This is a genomic window from Pseudomonas grandcourensis, from assembly GCF_039909015.1.
Classification (GTDB): domain Bacteria; phylum Pseudomonadota; class Gammaproteobacteria; order Pseudomonadales; family Pseudomonadaceae; genus Aquipseudomonas; species Aquipseudomonas grandcourensis.
Map to the genome: position 1 here is coordinate 1810779 of NZ_CP150919.1, position 15634 is coordinate 1826412.

Sequence of the window (15634 nt, forward strand, 5' to 3'; positions counted from 1 at the left end):
CAGGAAACGCCACCATGACCGCCATTGCTCGTATTGCCCTGCTCAGCGCTGTTTTGGGGTTAAGCGCTTGTGCGGTCCAGCCACCAACGGAACATCAGGCACCAACACCGTTCCCGCCGTCGCAGCCGAGCCCCACGCCATCGACGTCGCCCGTACCGAGCAAGCCGACCATCCCGGCCAAGCCTTCCAAGCCGTTGCCGCGCACTTCTGCGAGCTTCGCGCCACCACCTGGGGGCAATAGCCATTGGGATCCGAAGCTTGGGGTGTATGTGCTGGATGATCAGCCCAATACCTTTTATCGCCAGCGTACCTATTACCGCTGGGATAACGGCTGGAGCCGGTCGATCGGTCCGAACGGGCCGTGGGAGGAGACGGATATCCACGGTGTGCCGGGTGGCTTGGGGCGGCAATTCGGGCAGTGACGCAAAGAGGCGGCCTTCGGGTCGCCTTTTTTGTGCCTGCTGAATAGTTTGGTTCAACCCCAATTCTTGTGAGCTGGCTTGCCAGCGAAGGCGGCCTTCGAGCCGACCTGTCTTTTGTTGACCGTGTACATATCCATTCCTGCGGTAACGGCGGCTGGCGGTTTCGCCCTTACGGCCAGCCCTTTCAAGGTGTTTTCCCTTTATGGGCTTTGAGCACCCGGTCGGTCGACACATGAGCATGCGCAGCTTTGCCGTCCAGCCACTCCTTGGGTTTGGCGATTTTGGGACCACGTATGCTTTTGGCGACCTGTTTGGGCTTGATGTTCCTGGCCAGCGCCAACAGACGCTCCGCCAGCGTTTCCGAGGTCGTTTGGAGTGATAGATAGTCCGAGGGCAACGCGATCTGCATGCCCTCATAACCGCTGCGTACTTGCACGGCCAGATGGAAGATCGAAGCTTCCCAGCCTTCGGGCAATGTCTCGCGATGAGCCTGCTCCACGCTGCGTTTGAGCACTGCCAGGACGTTGTAGGCCAAGATCGCTGAAGCAAAACCCAGCAACGCCGCCCGCGGAGCGCCAAGGCTTTCGATTTCACTGTCCAGCACCGATTCCAGGCGCTGGAACATCCCTTCGATACTCCAGCGACGACGGTATAACTCGGCGATCTGCCCGGCGCTGACGGTGTCTGGCAAGTTGCTCCAGAACCACATCACAGTGTCGCCTGAGTCAGTAGGTGCCTGTAGGTTCAGTTCAACTCGGCGCCAGCGGTGACCACCTTTGAGTTCGATGATTTGCTCGCGCACCGTTCCGGATTCGATGGCCACAGATTCTTGCCAGCCGCCTTCCTCAATCAACCGTGGATGCTTGCTTTGCTGGCGAATAATGAAAGAAGCGCCCGCTTCCTCGCAGGCTTGCATGACGGGCAGCGTGCAGTACAACCGATCAGCCATCCACAGCTGGCCCTTAGTGGCGCAGGCCAACAACGGCAGCACGCTGACGCGCTCACTCGCGTAGGCATCCTCGCATGGCTGCAAGTCGACAATCTGATCCCGGTCCGGGTCGTAGACCACTACTGAAAACCCTGGTCGCGCCGCACCTCGTTCACGCCGCAAGGCCCCCAAGCGTTTTTCGGTAGATGGCAGGTGATTGCCGTCAACGATGCGCAGCTGCCAGCCGGGCAAAATGGCTGAACAGCCCAACTCTTTTATCGTCGGAGCCAAGCGCTCGGCGCTTCCTGTAACCAACGCCCGCAGCAACGCGGGCTCTGTGCGGCTGACCTTGTCATAGAGCGCCGCCAAGGTAACCGGTAGCCCCTCCATTTGCCGGGCAGCGGCATGCAAAGAAGGGCGCAAACCTAATGAAACAAGGGACATCAGCTCAACGATGGTCGAAAACAAAAGCTCACGCGGGTATTGGCGTTGACGGTGTTCTTCAAACACCTGATCAACCCATTCGGCAGGAACAGCCTGCTCCAGTATCAATTTAGTCATGACACTGGCCGGTGTCTTTTTTTCAAACCGCGCTAGAACTTCTGCCCACATCGTTTTCGTCACCCTGACTGGAGTTTTGGGGGGAGTTTAAACGAAGACCTTGAAAGGGCTGGCCCTTACGGCGAGTCACTTTTTTTACAAGCGCCTAAAAAAAGTAACCAAAAAAACGCTCGCCCCGAACGTACGGCCCCTCGCCTAGGCTCGGCGTTCCTTCGCTGCGGTATCCATCCGGGGGCATTGCCCTCCGGTCGGCTTCGCTTCGACCTACATGCAATGAGTTCGGCTGCGCCGAACGGCGCTGCGCGCCCATCCCCGGATGAACACCTCCGCTCAGCCTCCCGAGGGGGCGGGTGGATCAAGATCAAAAGCTGCAGGCGAGCTAACGCTCGGCCTGATGAGTGGTGAGAAGCTTGGTGTACGCCGCTCTGCTTTTGCTCTTCTGTAGGAGCGAGCCTGCTCGCGAAGACGGCCTGCCAGACGGTCGAAATCTTGCGGATGTACTGAGTACCTGTGGGAGCGAGCTTGCTCGCGAAGGCGGCTTGCCAGACGGCCAGATATCCCACAGACGAACGAACCCAACAAACAGGCCGGCCGGTAGGCCGCCTCGGACGCTGTTGCGGTGTACGCCCCATCGTGAGGCCGAGTGGAGGTTCTGCGCAGTGGGCAACCCGGCATGGATGCCGGGTTAGTCGCCCCCGGCCATGGATGGCCGATGGCGACGGGCCCACGGAGCAGGACCGGAGCGAGGGCATGCCGAGCCACAGCGAGGCACCGAATGTAAGGGGCAGAGCGCTTTGGTTACTTTCGCGCTCTTCGAAAGTGACCCGCCGTAAGGGCGGAACCAATCGCGGCCGTTACCGCAGCAACGGATATGTACACCCTCAAAAATCCATTTCGCCTGCCAAGCAGCCATCGCGAGCAAGCTCGCTCCCACAGGGTTCCTTAGCGTCCACAACAATGGCTATAACCGCGACCAAATGCGCAAACCTCCAGCTCAACCTTTCACAAAAGCTTCATCAAATGGTCCATCCAGCGACATGTGCAAGTCATAGGGCTGACATGCCCCATGCCTAAAGTCTGTTGAACTCAAATGCAGCCACGGATGGCTGTTCAACCAGACAGAGAAGCCCATGAACGCAGCTATCCATGTCGATCATCTGAACAAGACCTTTGCGCGCAAAAGCGCACTGGTCGACCTCGAACTGACCATCGCGGCCGGTGAGATGGTCGCGCTGATCGGCGCGTCCGGCTCCGGCAAATCCACATTGCTGCGCCATCTCGCGGGCCTGGCCTGTTGCGATAAAAACAACGGTGGTAGCGTCAAGGTGTTGGGCCGCGAAGTGCAGTCCAGCGGACGACTCAACGGCAAGGTACGCCGCCTGCGCGCCGACATCGGCTACATCTTCCAGCAGTTCAACCTGGTCAACCGTTTGAGCGTGCTCGACAACGTGCTGCTCGGTTGCCTGGGGCGCATGCCGCGCTGGCGTGGCAATTTGAGCCTGTTCAATGCCGAGGAAAAGCAATTCGCCATGGAGTCCCTGGACCGTGTCGGCCTGGCTGACCTGGCGGCGCAACGTGCCTCGACCCTGTCCGGCGGTCAGCAGCAGCGCGTGGCGATTGCCCGTGCGCTGACCCAGCGGGCCGAGGTGATTCTGGCGGATGAGCCGATTGCCTCCCTCGACCCGGAATCGGCGCGCAAGGTCATGGAGATCCTCGCCGACATCAATCGCCGCGACGGCAAGACCGTGGTGGTGACCCTGCATCAAGTCGACTACGCCACCCGTTATTGCCCGCGTGCCGTGGCGCTCAAGGCCGGCCGGATTCATTTCGATGGGCCCGGCGCTCAATTGAGCGGCCAGTTCCTCAACGATTTGTACGGTGCCGACATCGACACCAGCCTCATGTGTTCCGAGTCATCCCGTCACAGCGAAGCGGCGCCGCGTCTGGTGCTGGCGCGCGCGTGATCAACCCTGGATTCCCCCACCGTTCACCCTCAGGAAGCCTTTCCATGTTGAACCGTATCGGTCGCGTTTTTGCTGGCGCCGCATTGCTCGCCAGTTGTTTATTGGGCACCGCCCAGGCGGAAGAAAAAGTCATCAACTTCGGCATCATGTCCACCGAGTCTTCGCAGAACCTCAAGAGCATCTGGCAGCCATTCCTGGATGACATGCAGAAGCAGACCGGCCTGAAGATCAACGCCACGTTTGCCTCCGACTATGCCGGCCTGATCCAGGGCATGCGCTTCAACAAGGTCGATGTGGCCTGGCTGGGCAACAAGGCCGCCATCGAAGCGGTGGACCGCTCCAACGGTGAGATCTTCGCCCAGACCGCAGCCGCCAGTGGCGCCGCCGGTTACTGGAGCGTGTTGATCGTACGCAAGGACAGCCCGATCAACTCCGTCGACGACATGCTGAAAAACGCCAAGAACCTGACTTTCGGCAACGGTGACCCGAACTCCACCTCGGGCTACCTGGTGCCGGGCTACTACGTGTTCGCCAAGAACCACGTCGATGCCGCCACCGCGTTCAAGCGCACCCTGAACTCCAGCCATGAAGTCAACGCGCTGAGCGTGGCCAAGGGGCAAGTGGATGTGGCGACCTTCAACACCGAAAGCTGGGATCGCCTGGAAGTCACCCAGCCGGACAAGGCGGCACAGCTCAAGGTGATCTGGAAGTCGCCACTGATTCCGGCCGACCCGCTGGTGTGGAGCAAAGCGCTGAGTGACAGCGAAAAAACCAGGATCCGCGATTTCATCTTCAGCTACGGCGACACCGACGAAGAGAAAGCTGTGCTCAAGGGCATGCAACTGGGCAAGTTCCTGAAATCCAGCGATGACCAGTTGCTGCCGATTCGCCAGCTGGAACTGTTCAAGCAGCGCACCACCGTCAGTGCCGACGACAAGCTGGAAGCCGCGGACAAGGCCAAAAAACTGGCCGACATCGATGCCGAGCTGGCCAAGCTGCAAGAGCGTCTGACCTTGCTGGAAAAGACCAACACCGAGAAGAGCGCGGCCAACGCCGGTTGATTCATGGCGCACTAACTGTGGGAGCGAGCTTGCTCGCGATGAGGGCAGCACATTCAACATTGATGTCGACTGATTCATCGCTATCGCGAGCAAGCTCGCTCCCACAGGTTTTTGCACCAGGCATAACCTTTTTAGAGTAACCCTCATGACCACTCTGCACGCTGAAGCTGTCGGCAAGCGCACCTGGCCGCAGTACGTCGGTTGGGGCCTGTTCCTGGTCCTGCTGGCCTGGGCCTGGCACGGCGCCGAAATGAATCCGATGGCGCTGTACCGCGACTCGGGAAACATGGCGACCTTCGCCGCGGATTTCTTCCCGCCGGACTTCCATGAATGGCGCATGTACCTCAAGGAAATGATTGTCACCGTACAAATCGCCCTGTGGGGCACGGTGCTGGCGATTGTCTGTTCTGTGCCGCTGGGCATTCTCTGCTCGGAAAACATCACGCCCTGGTGGATTCACCAGCCCCTGCGCCGGGTGATGGACGCGTTCCGTTCGATCAACGAAATGGTCTTCGCGATGTTGTTCGTGGTGGCCGTCGGCCTGGGACCGTTTGCCGGGGTATTGGCACTGTGGATCAGCACCACCGGTGTGCTCGCCAAGCTGTTCGCCGAAGCCGTGGAAGCGATTGATCCAGGCCCGGTCGAAGGTGTTCGCGCCACTGGCGCCAGTGCCTTGCAAGAAGTGATCTTCGGGGTGATCCCGCAAGTCATGCCGCTGTGGGTGTCCTACGCGCTGTATCGCTTCGAGGCCAACGTACGTTCGGCAACGGTGGTGGGGATGGTCGGGGCCGGCGGGATCGGGGTGATCCTGTGGGAGAACATCCGCGCCTTCCAGTTTGTTCAGACTTGCGCCGTTTTGCTGGTGATCATCGTCGTCGTCAGCCTGATCGACATCCTCTCGCAACGCCTGCGCAAGCAGTTCATCTGATTTTTCGGAGGGGTGCCTGCGGGCGCTTTTTTTAAAGCATGCAGTTGTCTAGACAAGACGAGCCGGTGTACCGCGAGTTGGCCGACATTCTGCGTCGAGAGTTGGCGGATTACCGCGCCGGCGATTTCCTGCCGGGCGAGGTGATGTTGGCTGAACGCTTCGGGGTCAATCGCCATACCTTGCGCCGCGCCATCGATGAACTGGTGTTCGAAGGCAGCCTGTTGCGTCGCCAGGGCAAGGGCACCCAGGTGCTGGAACGGCCGCTGATTTATTCGATGACCGCCGACAGTGCCTACAGCCAGTCGCTGTCGGCCCAGGGACATGGCGTCGAAGCGGTGTTGCTCAAGCGCCGCTACTGCTTCGCCAGTCGTGAAGAGGCGCAGCAACTGGGCATTGCCGAGATGGCGCCGATGATCGAGCTGCAGACCTTGCGCAAACTCGACAATCAACCGGTCAGCCTGATCCGCCATCGCTACTGCGCCAGCCACGCGCCGCTGCTGGCCGATTACAACGGCGGTTCCCTGCGCCAGTACCTGCGCGAGCGGGACCTGCCGCTGACTCGCACCCAGAGCCTGATCGGCGCTCGCTTGCCCAACCGCGAGGAGGCCGCGTTGCTACTGATGCCCCGGCATCTGCCGGCCCTGAGCGTGTTCACCCTTTCCCGCGATCGCGACGGCCGTGCCGTGGAGCTGGCCCAGTCCACCAGCCGTTCGGATCGCTTCCAGTACCAGGTCGTCACCTGATGGAGAACGCAATGCAAAACCCTGTTCCTCATACCGAACGGCAGCACTGGATCGGTGTGCTGGCCCGCGCCAGCCGCAGTGAATTGCAACCGTTCGAAGCCGCTTTGCGCGATGTCGAGTTCCAACTGATCCGCGCCCCGGAAATCGGCATGGCCCTGGTCCGTGGCCGCATGGGCGGTAACGGCGCGCCGTTCAACGTTGGCGAAATGAGCGTGACCCGCTGCGTGGTGCGCCTGGCCGATGGCCGAACCGGCTACAGCTATCTGGCGGGTCGGGACAAGGTCCACGCCGAACTGGCCGCCCTGGCTGACGCGCATTTGCAGGGCGCGCAACAGCGTCATTGGCTGGCGGAAATGATCGCGCCGCTGGCGACCGTTCAGGCCGGACGCCGGGCACAAAAAGAAGCGGAAACCGCCGCCACCAAAGTCGAATTCTTCACCCTCGTGCGAGGAGAAAACTGATGAGCGCACAGCTGTTGCAACCGGCGTTCGCCGACCCGGTGCTGGATGCCCAGCGCGGATTTCGCGCGGCACTCAAGGCATTGGCCGTCCCCGGTCTGATCCAGACACTGCACACCTCGCCGAGCCTCGAAGGCCTGGCGCCCGCGACCTATGCACTGTGCCTGGCGCTGCTCGATGTCGACACGCCGCTGTGGCTGGCGCCGTCGTTCGACACGCCGCTGATCCGCGCCAACCTGGCGTTCCATTGTGGTTGCCCGTTGACCGCCAAGCGTGAAGACGCACGTTTTGCCTTGCTTGCTGCCGAGGATCTGCTCGACCTGAGCGGCTTCGATACCGGCAACGATCGTTACCCCGATCAATCCTGCACCCTGCTGGTTCAGCTGCCAAGTCTCGACGGCGGGGTAGGGCTGCTCTGGCGCGGGCCGGGCATCGAAAACGAACACGGTGTCGCGCTGCCGCTGGCCGATGGCTTCTGGCGCGAACGCGAACTGCGCAGCGAATTCCCCCGTGGCCTGGACCTGTTTTTCACCGCAGGCCACGAGCTGATCGGCCTGCCCCGCAGCACCCGCATCGCAGAGGAGCGCGCCTGATGTACGTAGCCGTCAAGGGTGGCGAACAGGCCATCGACAATGCCCATCGACTGCTGGCGAAAAAGCGCCGGGGCGATACCTCGGTCGCTGAGCTCGGCGTCGAGCAGATCCGTCAGCAACTGCCGCTGGCGGTGGCGCGGGTGATGAGTGAAGGCTCGCTGTACGACGAAGAACTCGCTGCGCTGGCCATCAAGCAGGCGGCGGGGGATCTTGTGGAAGCGATTTTCCTGCTGCGCGCCTACCGCACCACGTTGCCGCGCTTCAGCCCGAGCCTGCCGATCGATACCGCGAACATGCAGCTCAGCCGTCGTTTGTCCGCGACCTTCAAGGACGTGCCGGGCGGGCAACTGCTGGGCCCGACCTTCGATTACACCCATCGTCTGCTGGACTTTGCACTGCTAGCCGAAGGCGAATATCCGGGGCCGCAAGTCACCCCGAATGCGAGCCTCGAGTCGTGCCCGCGAGTCCTCGGCTTGCTGGCGCAGGAAGGCTTGATCAAGACCGAATCGGACAACGGCGAAAGCGTGGCCGACATCACCCGCGATCCGCTGGAACTGCCCGCCAGTCGCGCCCAACGCTTGCAAGCGCTGGCCCGTGGTGACGAAGGTTTCCTGCTGGCGCTGGGCTATTCGACCCAGCGCGGTTACGGGCGCAACCATCCGTTTGCCGGGGAAATTCGAATCGGTGAAGTCGAGGTCTGGATCGACCCTGAAGAGCTGGGTTTCCCGATCAACCTGGGCTGCATTGAAGTCACCGAGTGCGAGATGGTCAACCAGTTCGTCGGCTCGGCCACGGAGCTGGCGCAGTTCACCCGCGGCTACGGCCTGGCCTTCGGACACGCCGAACGCAAGGCCATGGGCATGGCGCTGGTCGACCGTGCGCTGCGCGCCGACGAATACAACGAAGAAATCGTCTCGCCAGCCCAGCAGGAAGAGTTCGTGCTGATGCACTGCGACAACGTCGAGGCCGCAGGCTTCGTCTCGCACCTCAAGCTGCCTCACTACGTCGACTTCCAGGCCGAACTGGAACTGATCCGCAAACTGCGCAAGCCTGCCGAGGGGCAAAACCATGAATGACTTGAGCCAGGCCCCGGTGCGCGATGCGGCGTACAACTTTGCCTACCTCGATGAGCAGACCAAACGCATGATCCGCCGCGCCTTGCTCAAGGCCGTAGCGATCCCCGGGTACCAGGTGCCGTTCGGTGGCCGCGAGATGCCATTGCCCTACGGCTGGGGTACGGGCGGCATGCAGTTGACCGCCGCGATTCTCGGCGACGATGACGTGCTCAAGGTGATCGACCAGGGCGCGGACGACACCACCAACGCTGTGTCGATTCGCCGCTTCTTCGCCCGCACTGCTGGCGTCGCGACGACCGAAAGCACGCCGGAGGCAACGGTGATCCAGACCCGTCACCGCATTCCGGAAACCCCGCTACACGCCGATCAGATCATGGTCTATCAGGTGCCGATTCCCGAGCCGCTGCGCTTTATCGAACCGTCGGAAACCGAGACCCGGACCATGCACGCCCTCAACGATTACGGGGTCATGCACGTCAAGCTCTACGAAGACATCGCCACCTTCGGCCACATCGCCACGGCGTACGCCTATCCGGTGATGGTCGACGAGCGCTATGTGATGGACCCGTCGCCGATCCCCAAATTCGACAACCCGAAACTCGACATGAGCCCGGCGCTGATGCTGTTCGGCGCCGGCCGTGAGAAGCGTCTGTACGCGGTGCCGCCGTACACCAAAGTCACCAGCCTCGACTTCGAAGATCACCCCTTCGAAGCGCAGAAGTGGGAAGAGTGCTGCGCGATCTGTGGCAGCCGAGATTCGTTCCTTGATGAGTTGATTCTCGACGACGCCGGCACCCAGAGCTTCGTCTGTTCCGACACCTATTACTGCGCCCAGCGCGTCAGTCAGCAGGAGCAGGGCCAATGAACCAGGCGCTGAAAAACCAATTGTTCGTGTCCACCGAACCCTTGCTGCGGGTGCGCGATCTGTCGCTGTTGTACGGCCCGGAGAAGGGCTGCCAGGACGTCAGTTTCGACTTGTATCCCGGTGAAGTGCTGGGGATTGTCGGCGAGTCCGGCTCGGGTAAATCCACCTTGCTCTCGCTGCTCAGCGGGCGCCTGCCACCGCAGCGCGGACACATCGGCTACCGCGACAAACAGGACCAATGGCTGGACCTGTACAGCGCCAGCGAAGCCGAGCGCCGCACCTTGCTGCGCACCGAATGGGGATTCGTCGAACAGAACCCCCGCGACGGTCTGCGCATGGGCGTGTCCGCCGGCGCCAACATCGGCGAACGGCTGATGGCTCAAGGCGTGCGCAATTACCAGCAACTGCGTGGGGCCGGACTCGATTGGCTGAGCCAAGTGGAAATCGATCCGCAGCGCATCGACGACTTGCCCCGGACCTTCTCCGGCGGCATGCAACAGCGCCTGCAAATCGCCCGCAACCTGGTGTCCAGTCCACGGCTGGTGTTCATGGACGAGCCGACCGGTGGCCTCGATGTCTCGGTGCAGGCGCGCTTGCTCGACCTGCTGCGCGGGCTGGTGCGTGAGCTGGACCTGGCCGTGGTGATCGTCACCCACGACCTCGCTGTTGCGCGTCTGCTGGCCGACCGCTTGATGGTGATGCGCCGCTCGCGGGTGGTGGAAACCGGGCTGACCGATCAGATCCTCGACGATCCGCAGCACCCTTATTCGCAACTGCTGGTGTCGTCGGTGTTGCAGCCGTGAAGCCCCGTTCAATAGTGGAAAGCCCTGCGATGAATACCTTGATCGAGGTCCGTGACCTCTCGAAAACCTTCACTTTGCATCAGCAGAACGGCGTGGTCCTCAACGTGCTGCGCGCCGTGGATTTCAGTGTGGCGGCCGGCGAATGCCTGGTGCTGCATGGTCAGTCCGGCGCGGGCAAGAGCACCTTGCTGCGTACTCTGTACGGCAACTACCTGCCGGCGGGCGGCAGTATCCGCGTGCAGCACGACGGCCAATGGCGGGAGCTGGTCGGCGCCGAGCCCCGGGACATCCTGCAAGTGCGCCAGCGCACTCTGGGTTATGTCAGTCAGTTCCTGCGGGTGATCCCGCGGGTGGCGTGCCTGGACGTGGTGATGGAGCCGGCGCTGGCCCGTGGCTGGTCGAAAGAACAGGCGCAAGCGCGCGCCGAATCCTTGCTCAGTCGCCTGAACATCCCGCAACGCCTCTGGCAACTGGCGCCCGGCACCTTCTCCGGTGGCGAGCAGCAGCGGGTCAACATCGCCCGGGGCTTCATGGTGGCGTGGCCGGTGATGTTGCTCGATGAACCGACGGCATCACTCGACGACAGCAATCGTCAGGTGGTGCTTGAACTGATGAATGAAGCAAAAGCCGCTGGTGCCGCGCTGATCGGCATTTTCCACGACCGCATCGCCCGCGAGGCGGTTGCCGACCGCCATCTCGACATGACTCCCGCCGCCGTGAACCAAGAGGAATACGCCGATGTCCGTTGAACAGATCCTCAGCAATGCCCAACTGGTGACCGCTGACCGTGTGTTCTACGGCACCGTGGTGCTGCGCGACGGTTTGATCGCCGAGGTCGCCGAGGGCCCGAGCCGTTTACCCCAGGCCCTGGACCTCAATGGCGATTACCTGCTGCCGGGTCTGGTGGAGTTGCACACCGACAACCTGGAACGCCACATGACCCCGCGTCCCGGGGTGGACTGGCCGTCGGTGCCGGCGGTGCTCAGTCACGATGCGCAGATCATCGCGGCGGGCATCACCACGGTGTTCGATGCGGTGTCCATCGGCGACGTGAACCCCAAGGGCAATCGCATGCAGAAACTGCCGGCGATGCTAGACGCCATTTCCAAAGCCTCCGACGCCGGACTGACCCGCGCCGAACACCGCCTGCACCTACGCTGCGAACTGTGCCACCCCGACACCCTCAGCGTGTTCCGCGATCTGGTGGAAAACCCGCTGGTGCGGTTGGTGTCGGTGATGGACCACTCGCCGGGTCAGCGCCAGTTCGTACTGGAATCCAAGTACCGTGAGTACTACATGGGCAAGTACCACCTGACCACCACACAGATGGATGAATTCATCACGCTGCAAATGGCCAACTCGCGCACCTACAGCGATCGTTACCGCGCAGCGATTGTCGAGCACTGCCTGGCCCTCGGCCTGTCGGTGGCCAGCCATGATGACGCGACGCTGGCCCATGTCGAGGAGTCGGCGCGCTACGGCATGACCATCGCCGAGTTCCCGACCACCGTCGAGGCCGCACGCGGTTGCCGGGAGCGCGGCATGAGTGTGTTGATGGGCGCACCGAACATCGTGCGCGGCGGGTCGCACTCGGGTAACGTGGCCGCGGCAGAACTGGCCGCCGAAGGTTTGCTGGATATTCTGTCCAGCGACTACTACCCGGCGAGCCTGCTGCAATCGGCGTTCGCGCTGGCGGCACAGAGTGAGCGGATTGGTCTGGCCGAAGCGGTACGCATGGTCAGCCTGAATCCGGCCCGGGCGGCTGGTTTGACTGATCGCGGTGAAATCGCTCCGGGATTATGTGCCGACCTGGTGCAGGCCCGCAGTCAGGACGGTCTGCCGGTGGTCCAGCAAGTATGGCGACAAGCGAAGAGGGTGTTTTGATGGCGGGCAGGTTGATTTATCTCATCGGGCCTTCAGGTTCGGGCAAGGACAGCCTATTGGATGCGGCGCGAGAGCCGTTGGCAGAACGCGGCTGCCGTATCGTGCGGCGGGTCATCACCCGTTCGGCGGAAGCGGTGGGCGAGGCGGCACTCGGTGTCAGCCCGCAGCAGTTTGCCGAAATGGAGGCAGAAGGCGCGTTTGCCCTGAGCTGGCACGCCAATGGCCTGTCCTATGGCATCCCGCGGGAAATCGACGACTGGCTGGCCGCCGGGCACGACGTGCTGGTCAATGGCTCGCGGGGGCATTTGCAGAAAACCCGCGAGCGCTATCCGAATGTGCTGGTGCTGTTGCTGACCGTGAATCAGGCCGTGTTGTGCGAGCGCTTGCTGGCGCGCGGGCGGGAATCCGTGGCCGAGATTGATGCCCGGCTGGCGCGCAATGCCCGCTTCAACCAGTGTGTGCTCGCCGACAATGACCCGACGCTGCATGTGCTGGATAACTCCGGGGCACTGGAGCATACGGTGGAACACATGCTTGCCTGCATTGATGGCCAGGCTGCATGCGCCTGACGTTGCTGGGCACCGGCGATGCCCGGCAAGTCCCGGTCTACGGCTGCGAATGTGTGGCTTGTGAAGCGGCCCGCCACGACCGGCGCTTGCAGCGTCGACCGTGCAGCGCGCTGATCGAGTGCGGTGATCAGCGCTGGTTGATCGACAGCGGGTTGCCTGACCTGTGCGAACGTTTTGCGCCCCGCAGTTTCAACGGTATTTTCCAGACCCACTACCACGCCGATCACGCCCAGGGCCTGTTGCATATGCGCTGGGGCCAGGGCCTGGTGATTCCGGTTCACGGTCCAGTGGACCCGGAAGGCCTGGCCGACCTCTACAAACACCCCGGCATTCTCGATTTCAGCCAGCCCTTCAACGGCTTCGAAACCCGGCAGTTCGGCGCGCTCAGCACCACCGCGCTGCCGCTGCAACACTCGAAACCGACCCTCGGTTATCTGCTGGAAGGAGAGGGACGGCTAATCGCCTACCTGACCGACACCGTAGGCCTGCCGCCAGACACGTTGAGCTGGCTGCGGCGTGAACCACTGGATGTGCTGGTGCTGGATTGCTCCATGCCACCTCAACCCCAGGCCCCGCGTAATCACAACGACCTGAACCTGGCCTTGCAGTGCATTGAGGAGTTGCAGCCGAAGACGGCGGTATTGACCCATGTCGGGCATACCCTGGACGCCTGGTTGATGGAGCATCGGGGTGAATTGCCGGCGAATGTCAGGGTCGGGTTTGATGGGTGTGTGTTGTAGCTGCGGGTGCATTCGTGCACCTAAAGCATCGCTCGGAAATCGTTGAGTGCCTTGACCGACTGAACCAAACCCTGGCGCAACAGAAGGTCGAGATAATGGGTGACGTCCATCGGCGGCGTCTTCAACTGCTCGCGTTGACGCTGAGCGGCAGCGACCACTGCCGCAGGGTCGAGGTCAAAGAGGTTATCGACGAACTCGTCAGGATGCTGAGCCTCAATTCCGTAAGGCGCCAATGCCGTTGCGGGGAAGTCCTTGTGATTGAACGTGACGATGACACTGGCATTGCAACGGATCGCAGCAGCCAGGACGTGTCGGTCGTCCACATCTGGCAGAGACAACCCTCCAACCAATTCCTCGTACCCGCAAACGCAAGCGTCAGGTATGGCCAGATCCATTAACCCGGATGTGCGATCCAGTTGCTCTGTCGTCAGGTCTGGGCGGTTTTTCAGTAGATTACGTTTCCATTCATCGTGTATTTCCACCGACCATCGCGCCCTGAACCGCCCGGAGAGCGCGAGCCACATCAGAAAGTCTCTCAAGGGAGCGGGGTAAAGCACGCAAGCGTCATATACAGCGGTAAATGAAGTGTGCCTCACTCGTATCCTGTCCTTAACGCCTGTGCCTGCTCGGCGAGAAGCATCATTGCCTGCTCGCTGGCAGCGTCGCGCCGGGTTTTATAGTCCATCAAATCGGCAAAGCGCACACGTCGGTGCTTGCCGGTTTTGTGGTAGGACAGTTCACCGGATTCGAGCAGTTTGATCAGGTGTGGACGTGAGACATTGAGCAGGTCCGCCGCTTCTTGCGTAGTCAGTTCAGCGTGGACCGGGACTACTTTCACAGCGTTACCGGCTGCGAGCTCCGCCAGAATATCGACCAGCAAACGGAGTGCCGAGGTGGGCAGTTCGATGTTATGCGCTTCGTTCTGCTCATCGAATATCTGGATGTGCTGAGTTTCGAACTGGGTGGCGAGATAGGCCGCCAGGGTGCGTTGACCCTCGATTGCGGCCTGTATTTCGTGTTTCGCGGGCAAATTGATTGGCGGGTGAAGGACGGTCGACATGACGGTTACCAATATTCTGAATAATCGATGTTGGCAGGCTATTCGAATTAATCGAAAATCGCAATAAACGAAACGGATGCTTTCAAACCTCGTTCATCAACAACCCCTGCACATACTCCACAAACGCCCGAGCCTTGGCGCTGGCCATTCTCCCGGTGGGGAACACCGCCCACAGGTCCAGGTTCGGCAGTGCCCAGTCCTTCATCACTTCCCGGACCGAACCGTCGGCCAGTTCCGGCGCGAACATCCATTGCGAGGCCATGGTCAGCCCTTGATGGGCCAGCACGGCTTCACGCAGGCCTTCGGCGGCGTTGACGCGGATCCGGCCGCTAATGTTCACCGACTGCTCCTCGCCGGCCTTGTTGAACTGCCAACCGGCACCGCCACCGAGGGTGTAGAGGATGGCCTGATGTTTGCGCAGGTCGGCGGGGCAGGTGGGCTCGCCGTGTTTCTCAAAGTAGGCCGGTGTGCCCAGTACCATGCGCCGGCATTCGGCGATCTTGCGGGCGGTCAGGCCCGAGTCGCTTAGCTCGCCCATGCGCAGGGCGACATCGACGCCTTCTTCTACCAGGTTGACGTTGCGATCATCGAGCATCATGTCGATGTTCAGCGCCGGGTTTTGCTCCAGGAAGGGGCCCAGGTGCGGAACGATGTGCAGCCGGCCGAAGGTGACAGGCGCGCAGATGCGCAGGTTGCCACACAGCCCGCCGGCGGAACCCCGCGCGGCGTTATCGGCCTCGTCGGCTTCTTCGATGGCGCGCCTGGCCCGTTCGAAAAAGGCCAGCCCTGCCTCGGTGGGCGTCAGGCCTCGGGTCGAGCGCAGCAACAGCCGCACCGCCAACCGCGACTCGAGTTGCGCGATGGTTTTCGACACGGCCGGCTGGCCGATATTCAAGCGCCGGGCGGCGGCGGAAAACGAACCGGTTTCCACCACGTAGACGAAGGTTTCCATTGCGCCGAGGCGGTCCATTGAGGGTCC

Annotated in this window: 18 protein-coding genes; 14 read left to right on the forward strand and 4 right to left on the reverse strand. The window is 61.8% G+C overall.

Annotation, left to right across the window (positions count from 1 at the left end; genetic code table 11):
* Positions 1 to 14: 14 nt before the first annotated feature.
* The gene (locus AABM52_RS08010; RefSeq protein WP_347911226.1) at positions 15 to 422 is read left to right on the forward strand and encodes a hypothetical protein; all 408 of its coding nucleotides are present in this window, start codon (positions 15 to 17) and stop codon (positions 420 to 422) included.
* A 184-nt stretch (positions 423 to 606) separates the two neighbouring features.
* On the opposite strand, the gene AABM52_RS08015 is transcribed toward AABM52_RS08010, so the two are convergent.
* Positions 607 to 1911, reverse strand: coding sequence for an IS4 family transposase (locus AABM52_RS08015; protein WP_347911227.1), 1305 nt, complete (start codon positions 1909 to 1911; stop codon positions 607 to 609).
* Between the two features lie 1130 nt (positions 1912 to 3041).
* Between AABM52_RS08015 and phnC the strand changes: the two genes are divergently transcribed.
* The 13 genes from phnC (at position 3042) to phnP (ending at position 13595) form a co-directional block, all read left to right on the forward strand.
* Positions 3042 to 3875 (forward strand): phosphonate ABC transporter ATP-binding protein, encoded by an 834-nt coding sequence (gene phnC / locus AABM52_RS08020; RefSeq protein ID WP_347911228.1) that lies wholly within the window; start codon positions 3042 to 3044, stop codon positions 3873 to 3875.
* A gap of 44 nt (positions 3876 to 3919) precedes the next feature.
* Entirely contained in the window at positions 3920 to 4936 is a 1017-nt protein-coding gene (gene phnD / locus AABM52_RS08025) for a phosphonate ABC transporter substrate-binding protein (RefSeq protein WP_347911229.1), read from the forward strand.
* Between the two features lie 145 nt (positions 4937 to 5081).
* Positions 5082 to 5864 (forward strand): phosphonate ABC transporter, permease protein PhnE, encoded by a 783-nt coding sequence (gene phnE, locus AABM52_RS08030; RefSeq protein ID WP_347911230.1) that lies wholly within the window; start codon positions 5082 to 5084, stop codon positions 5862 to 5864.
* Positions 5865 to 5902: 38 nt separating this feature from the next.
* On the forward strand, positions 5903 to 6607 hold the full coding sequence (gene phnF / locus AABM52_RS08035; protein WP_347911231.1) for a phosphonate metabolism transcriptional regulator PhnF: 705 nt from the start codon (positions 5903 to 5905) through the stop codon (positions 6605 to 6607).
* An 11-nt stretch (positions 6608 to 6618) separates the two neighbouring features.
* The gene (phnG, locus tag AABM52_RS08040) at positions 6619 to 7068 is read left to right on the forward strand and encodes a phosphonate C-P lyase system protein PhnG (RefSeq protein WP_347911232.1); all 450 of its coding nucleotides are present in this window, start codon (positions 6619 to 6621) and stop codon (positions 7066 to 7068) included.
* On the forward strand, positions 7068 to 7658 hold the full coding sequence (phnH, locus tag AABM52_RS08045; protein WP_347911233.1) for a phosphonate C-P lyase system protein PhnH: 591 nt from the start codon (positions 7068 to 7070) through the stop codon (positions 7656 to 7658). The genes phnG and phnH overlap by 1 nt, the downstream gene beginning before the upstream one ends.
* Positions 7658 to 8734, forward strand: coding sequence for a carbon-phosphorus lyase complex subunit PhnI (locus AABM52_RS08050; RefSeq protein ID WP_347911234.1), 1077 nt, complete (start codon positions 7658 to 7660; stop codon positions 8732 to 8734). Before phnH ends, AABM52_RS08050 begins: the two co-directional genes overlap by 1 nt.
* Complete coding sequence (locus AABM52_RS08055) at positions 8727 to 9599, forward strand: alpha-D-ribose 1-methylphosphonate 5-phosphate C-P-lyase PhnJ (RefSeq protein ID WP_347911235.1); 873 nt, start codon at positions 8727 to 8729, stop codon at positions 9597 to 9599. Before AABM52_RS08050 ends, AABM52_RS08055 begins: the two co-directional genes overlap by 8 nt.
* Entirely contained in the window at positions 9596 to 10402 is an 807-nt protein-coding gene (phnK, locus tag AABM52_RS08060; protein ID WP_347911236.1) for a phosphonate C-P lyase system protein PhnK, read from the forward strand. The genes AABM52_RS08055 and phnK overlap by 4 nt, the downstream gene beginning before the upstream one ends.
* A 29-nt stretch (positions 10403 to 10431) precedes the next feature.
* The gene (gene phnL, locus AABM52_RS08065; RefSeq protein WP_347911237.1) at positions 10432 to 11151 is read left to right on the forward strand and encodes a phosphonate C-P lyase system protein PhnL; all 720 of its coding nucleotides are present in this window, start codon (positions 10432 to 10434) and stop codon (positions 11149 to 11151) included.
* The gene (locus AABM52_RS08070; RefSeq protein ID WP_347911238.1) at positions 11141 to 12286 is read left to right on the forward strand and encodes an alpha-D-ribose 1-methylphosphonate 5-triphosphate diphosphatase; all 1146 of its coding nucleotides are present in this window, start codon (positions 11141 to 11143) and stop codon (positions 12284 to 12286) included. The genes phnL and AABM52_RS08070 overlap by 11 nt, the downstream gene beginning before the upstream one ends.
* A complete protein-coding gene (gene phnN / locus AABM52_RS08075; protein WP_347911239.1) occupies positions 12286 to 12855 on the forward strand; it encodes a phosphonate metabolism protein/1,5-bisphosphokinase (PRPP-forming) PhnN in 570 nt (189 codons plus the stop codon). The genes AABM52_RS08070 and phnN overlap by 1 nt, the downstream gene beginning before the upstream one ends.
* The gene (phnP, locus tag AABM52_RS08080; protein ID WP_347911241.1) at positions 12846 to 13595 is read left to right on the forward strand and encodes a phosphonate metabolism protein PhnP; all 750 of its coding nucleotides are present in this window, start codon (positions 12846 to 12848) and stop codon (positions 13593 to 13595) included. Before phnN ends, phnP begins: the two co-directional genes overlap by 10 nt.
* A 20-nt stretch (positions 13596 to 13615) precedes the next feature.
* Here phnP and AABM52_RS08085 read toward each other — a convergent pair whose 3' ends face one another.
* The 3 genes from AABM52_RS08085 to AABM52_RS08095 form a co-directional block, all read right to left on the reverse strand.
* Positions 13616 to 14191, reverse strand: a complete 576-nt coding sequence (locus AABM52_RS08085) for a PIN domain-containing protein (protein WP_347911242.1) — start codon at positions 14189 to 14191, stop codon at positions 13616 to 13618.
* Positions 14188 to 14655 carry a helix-turn-helix domain-containing protein gene (locus AABM52_RS08090; protein WP_347911243.1) on the reverse strand — a complete coding sequence of 156 codons (468 nt, stop codon included), beginning with the start codon at positions 14653 to 14655 and terminating at the stop codon, positions 14188 to 14190. The genes AABM52_RS08085 and AABM52_RS08090 overlap by 4 nt, the downstream gene beginning before the upstream one ends.
* An 82-nt stretch (positions 14656 to 14737) precedes the next feature.
* A complete protein-coding gene (locus AABM52_RS08095; protein WP_347911244.1) occupies positions 14738 to 15625 on the reverse strand; it encodes a LysR family transcriptional regulator in 888 nt (295 codons plus the stop codon).
* Between the last annotated feature and the right edge of the window lie 9 nt (positions 15626 to 15634).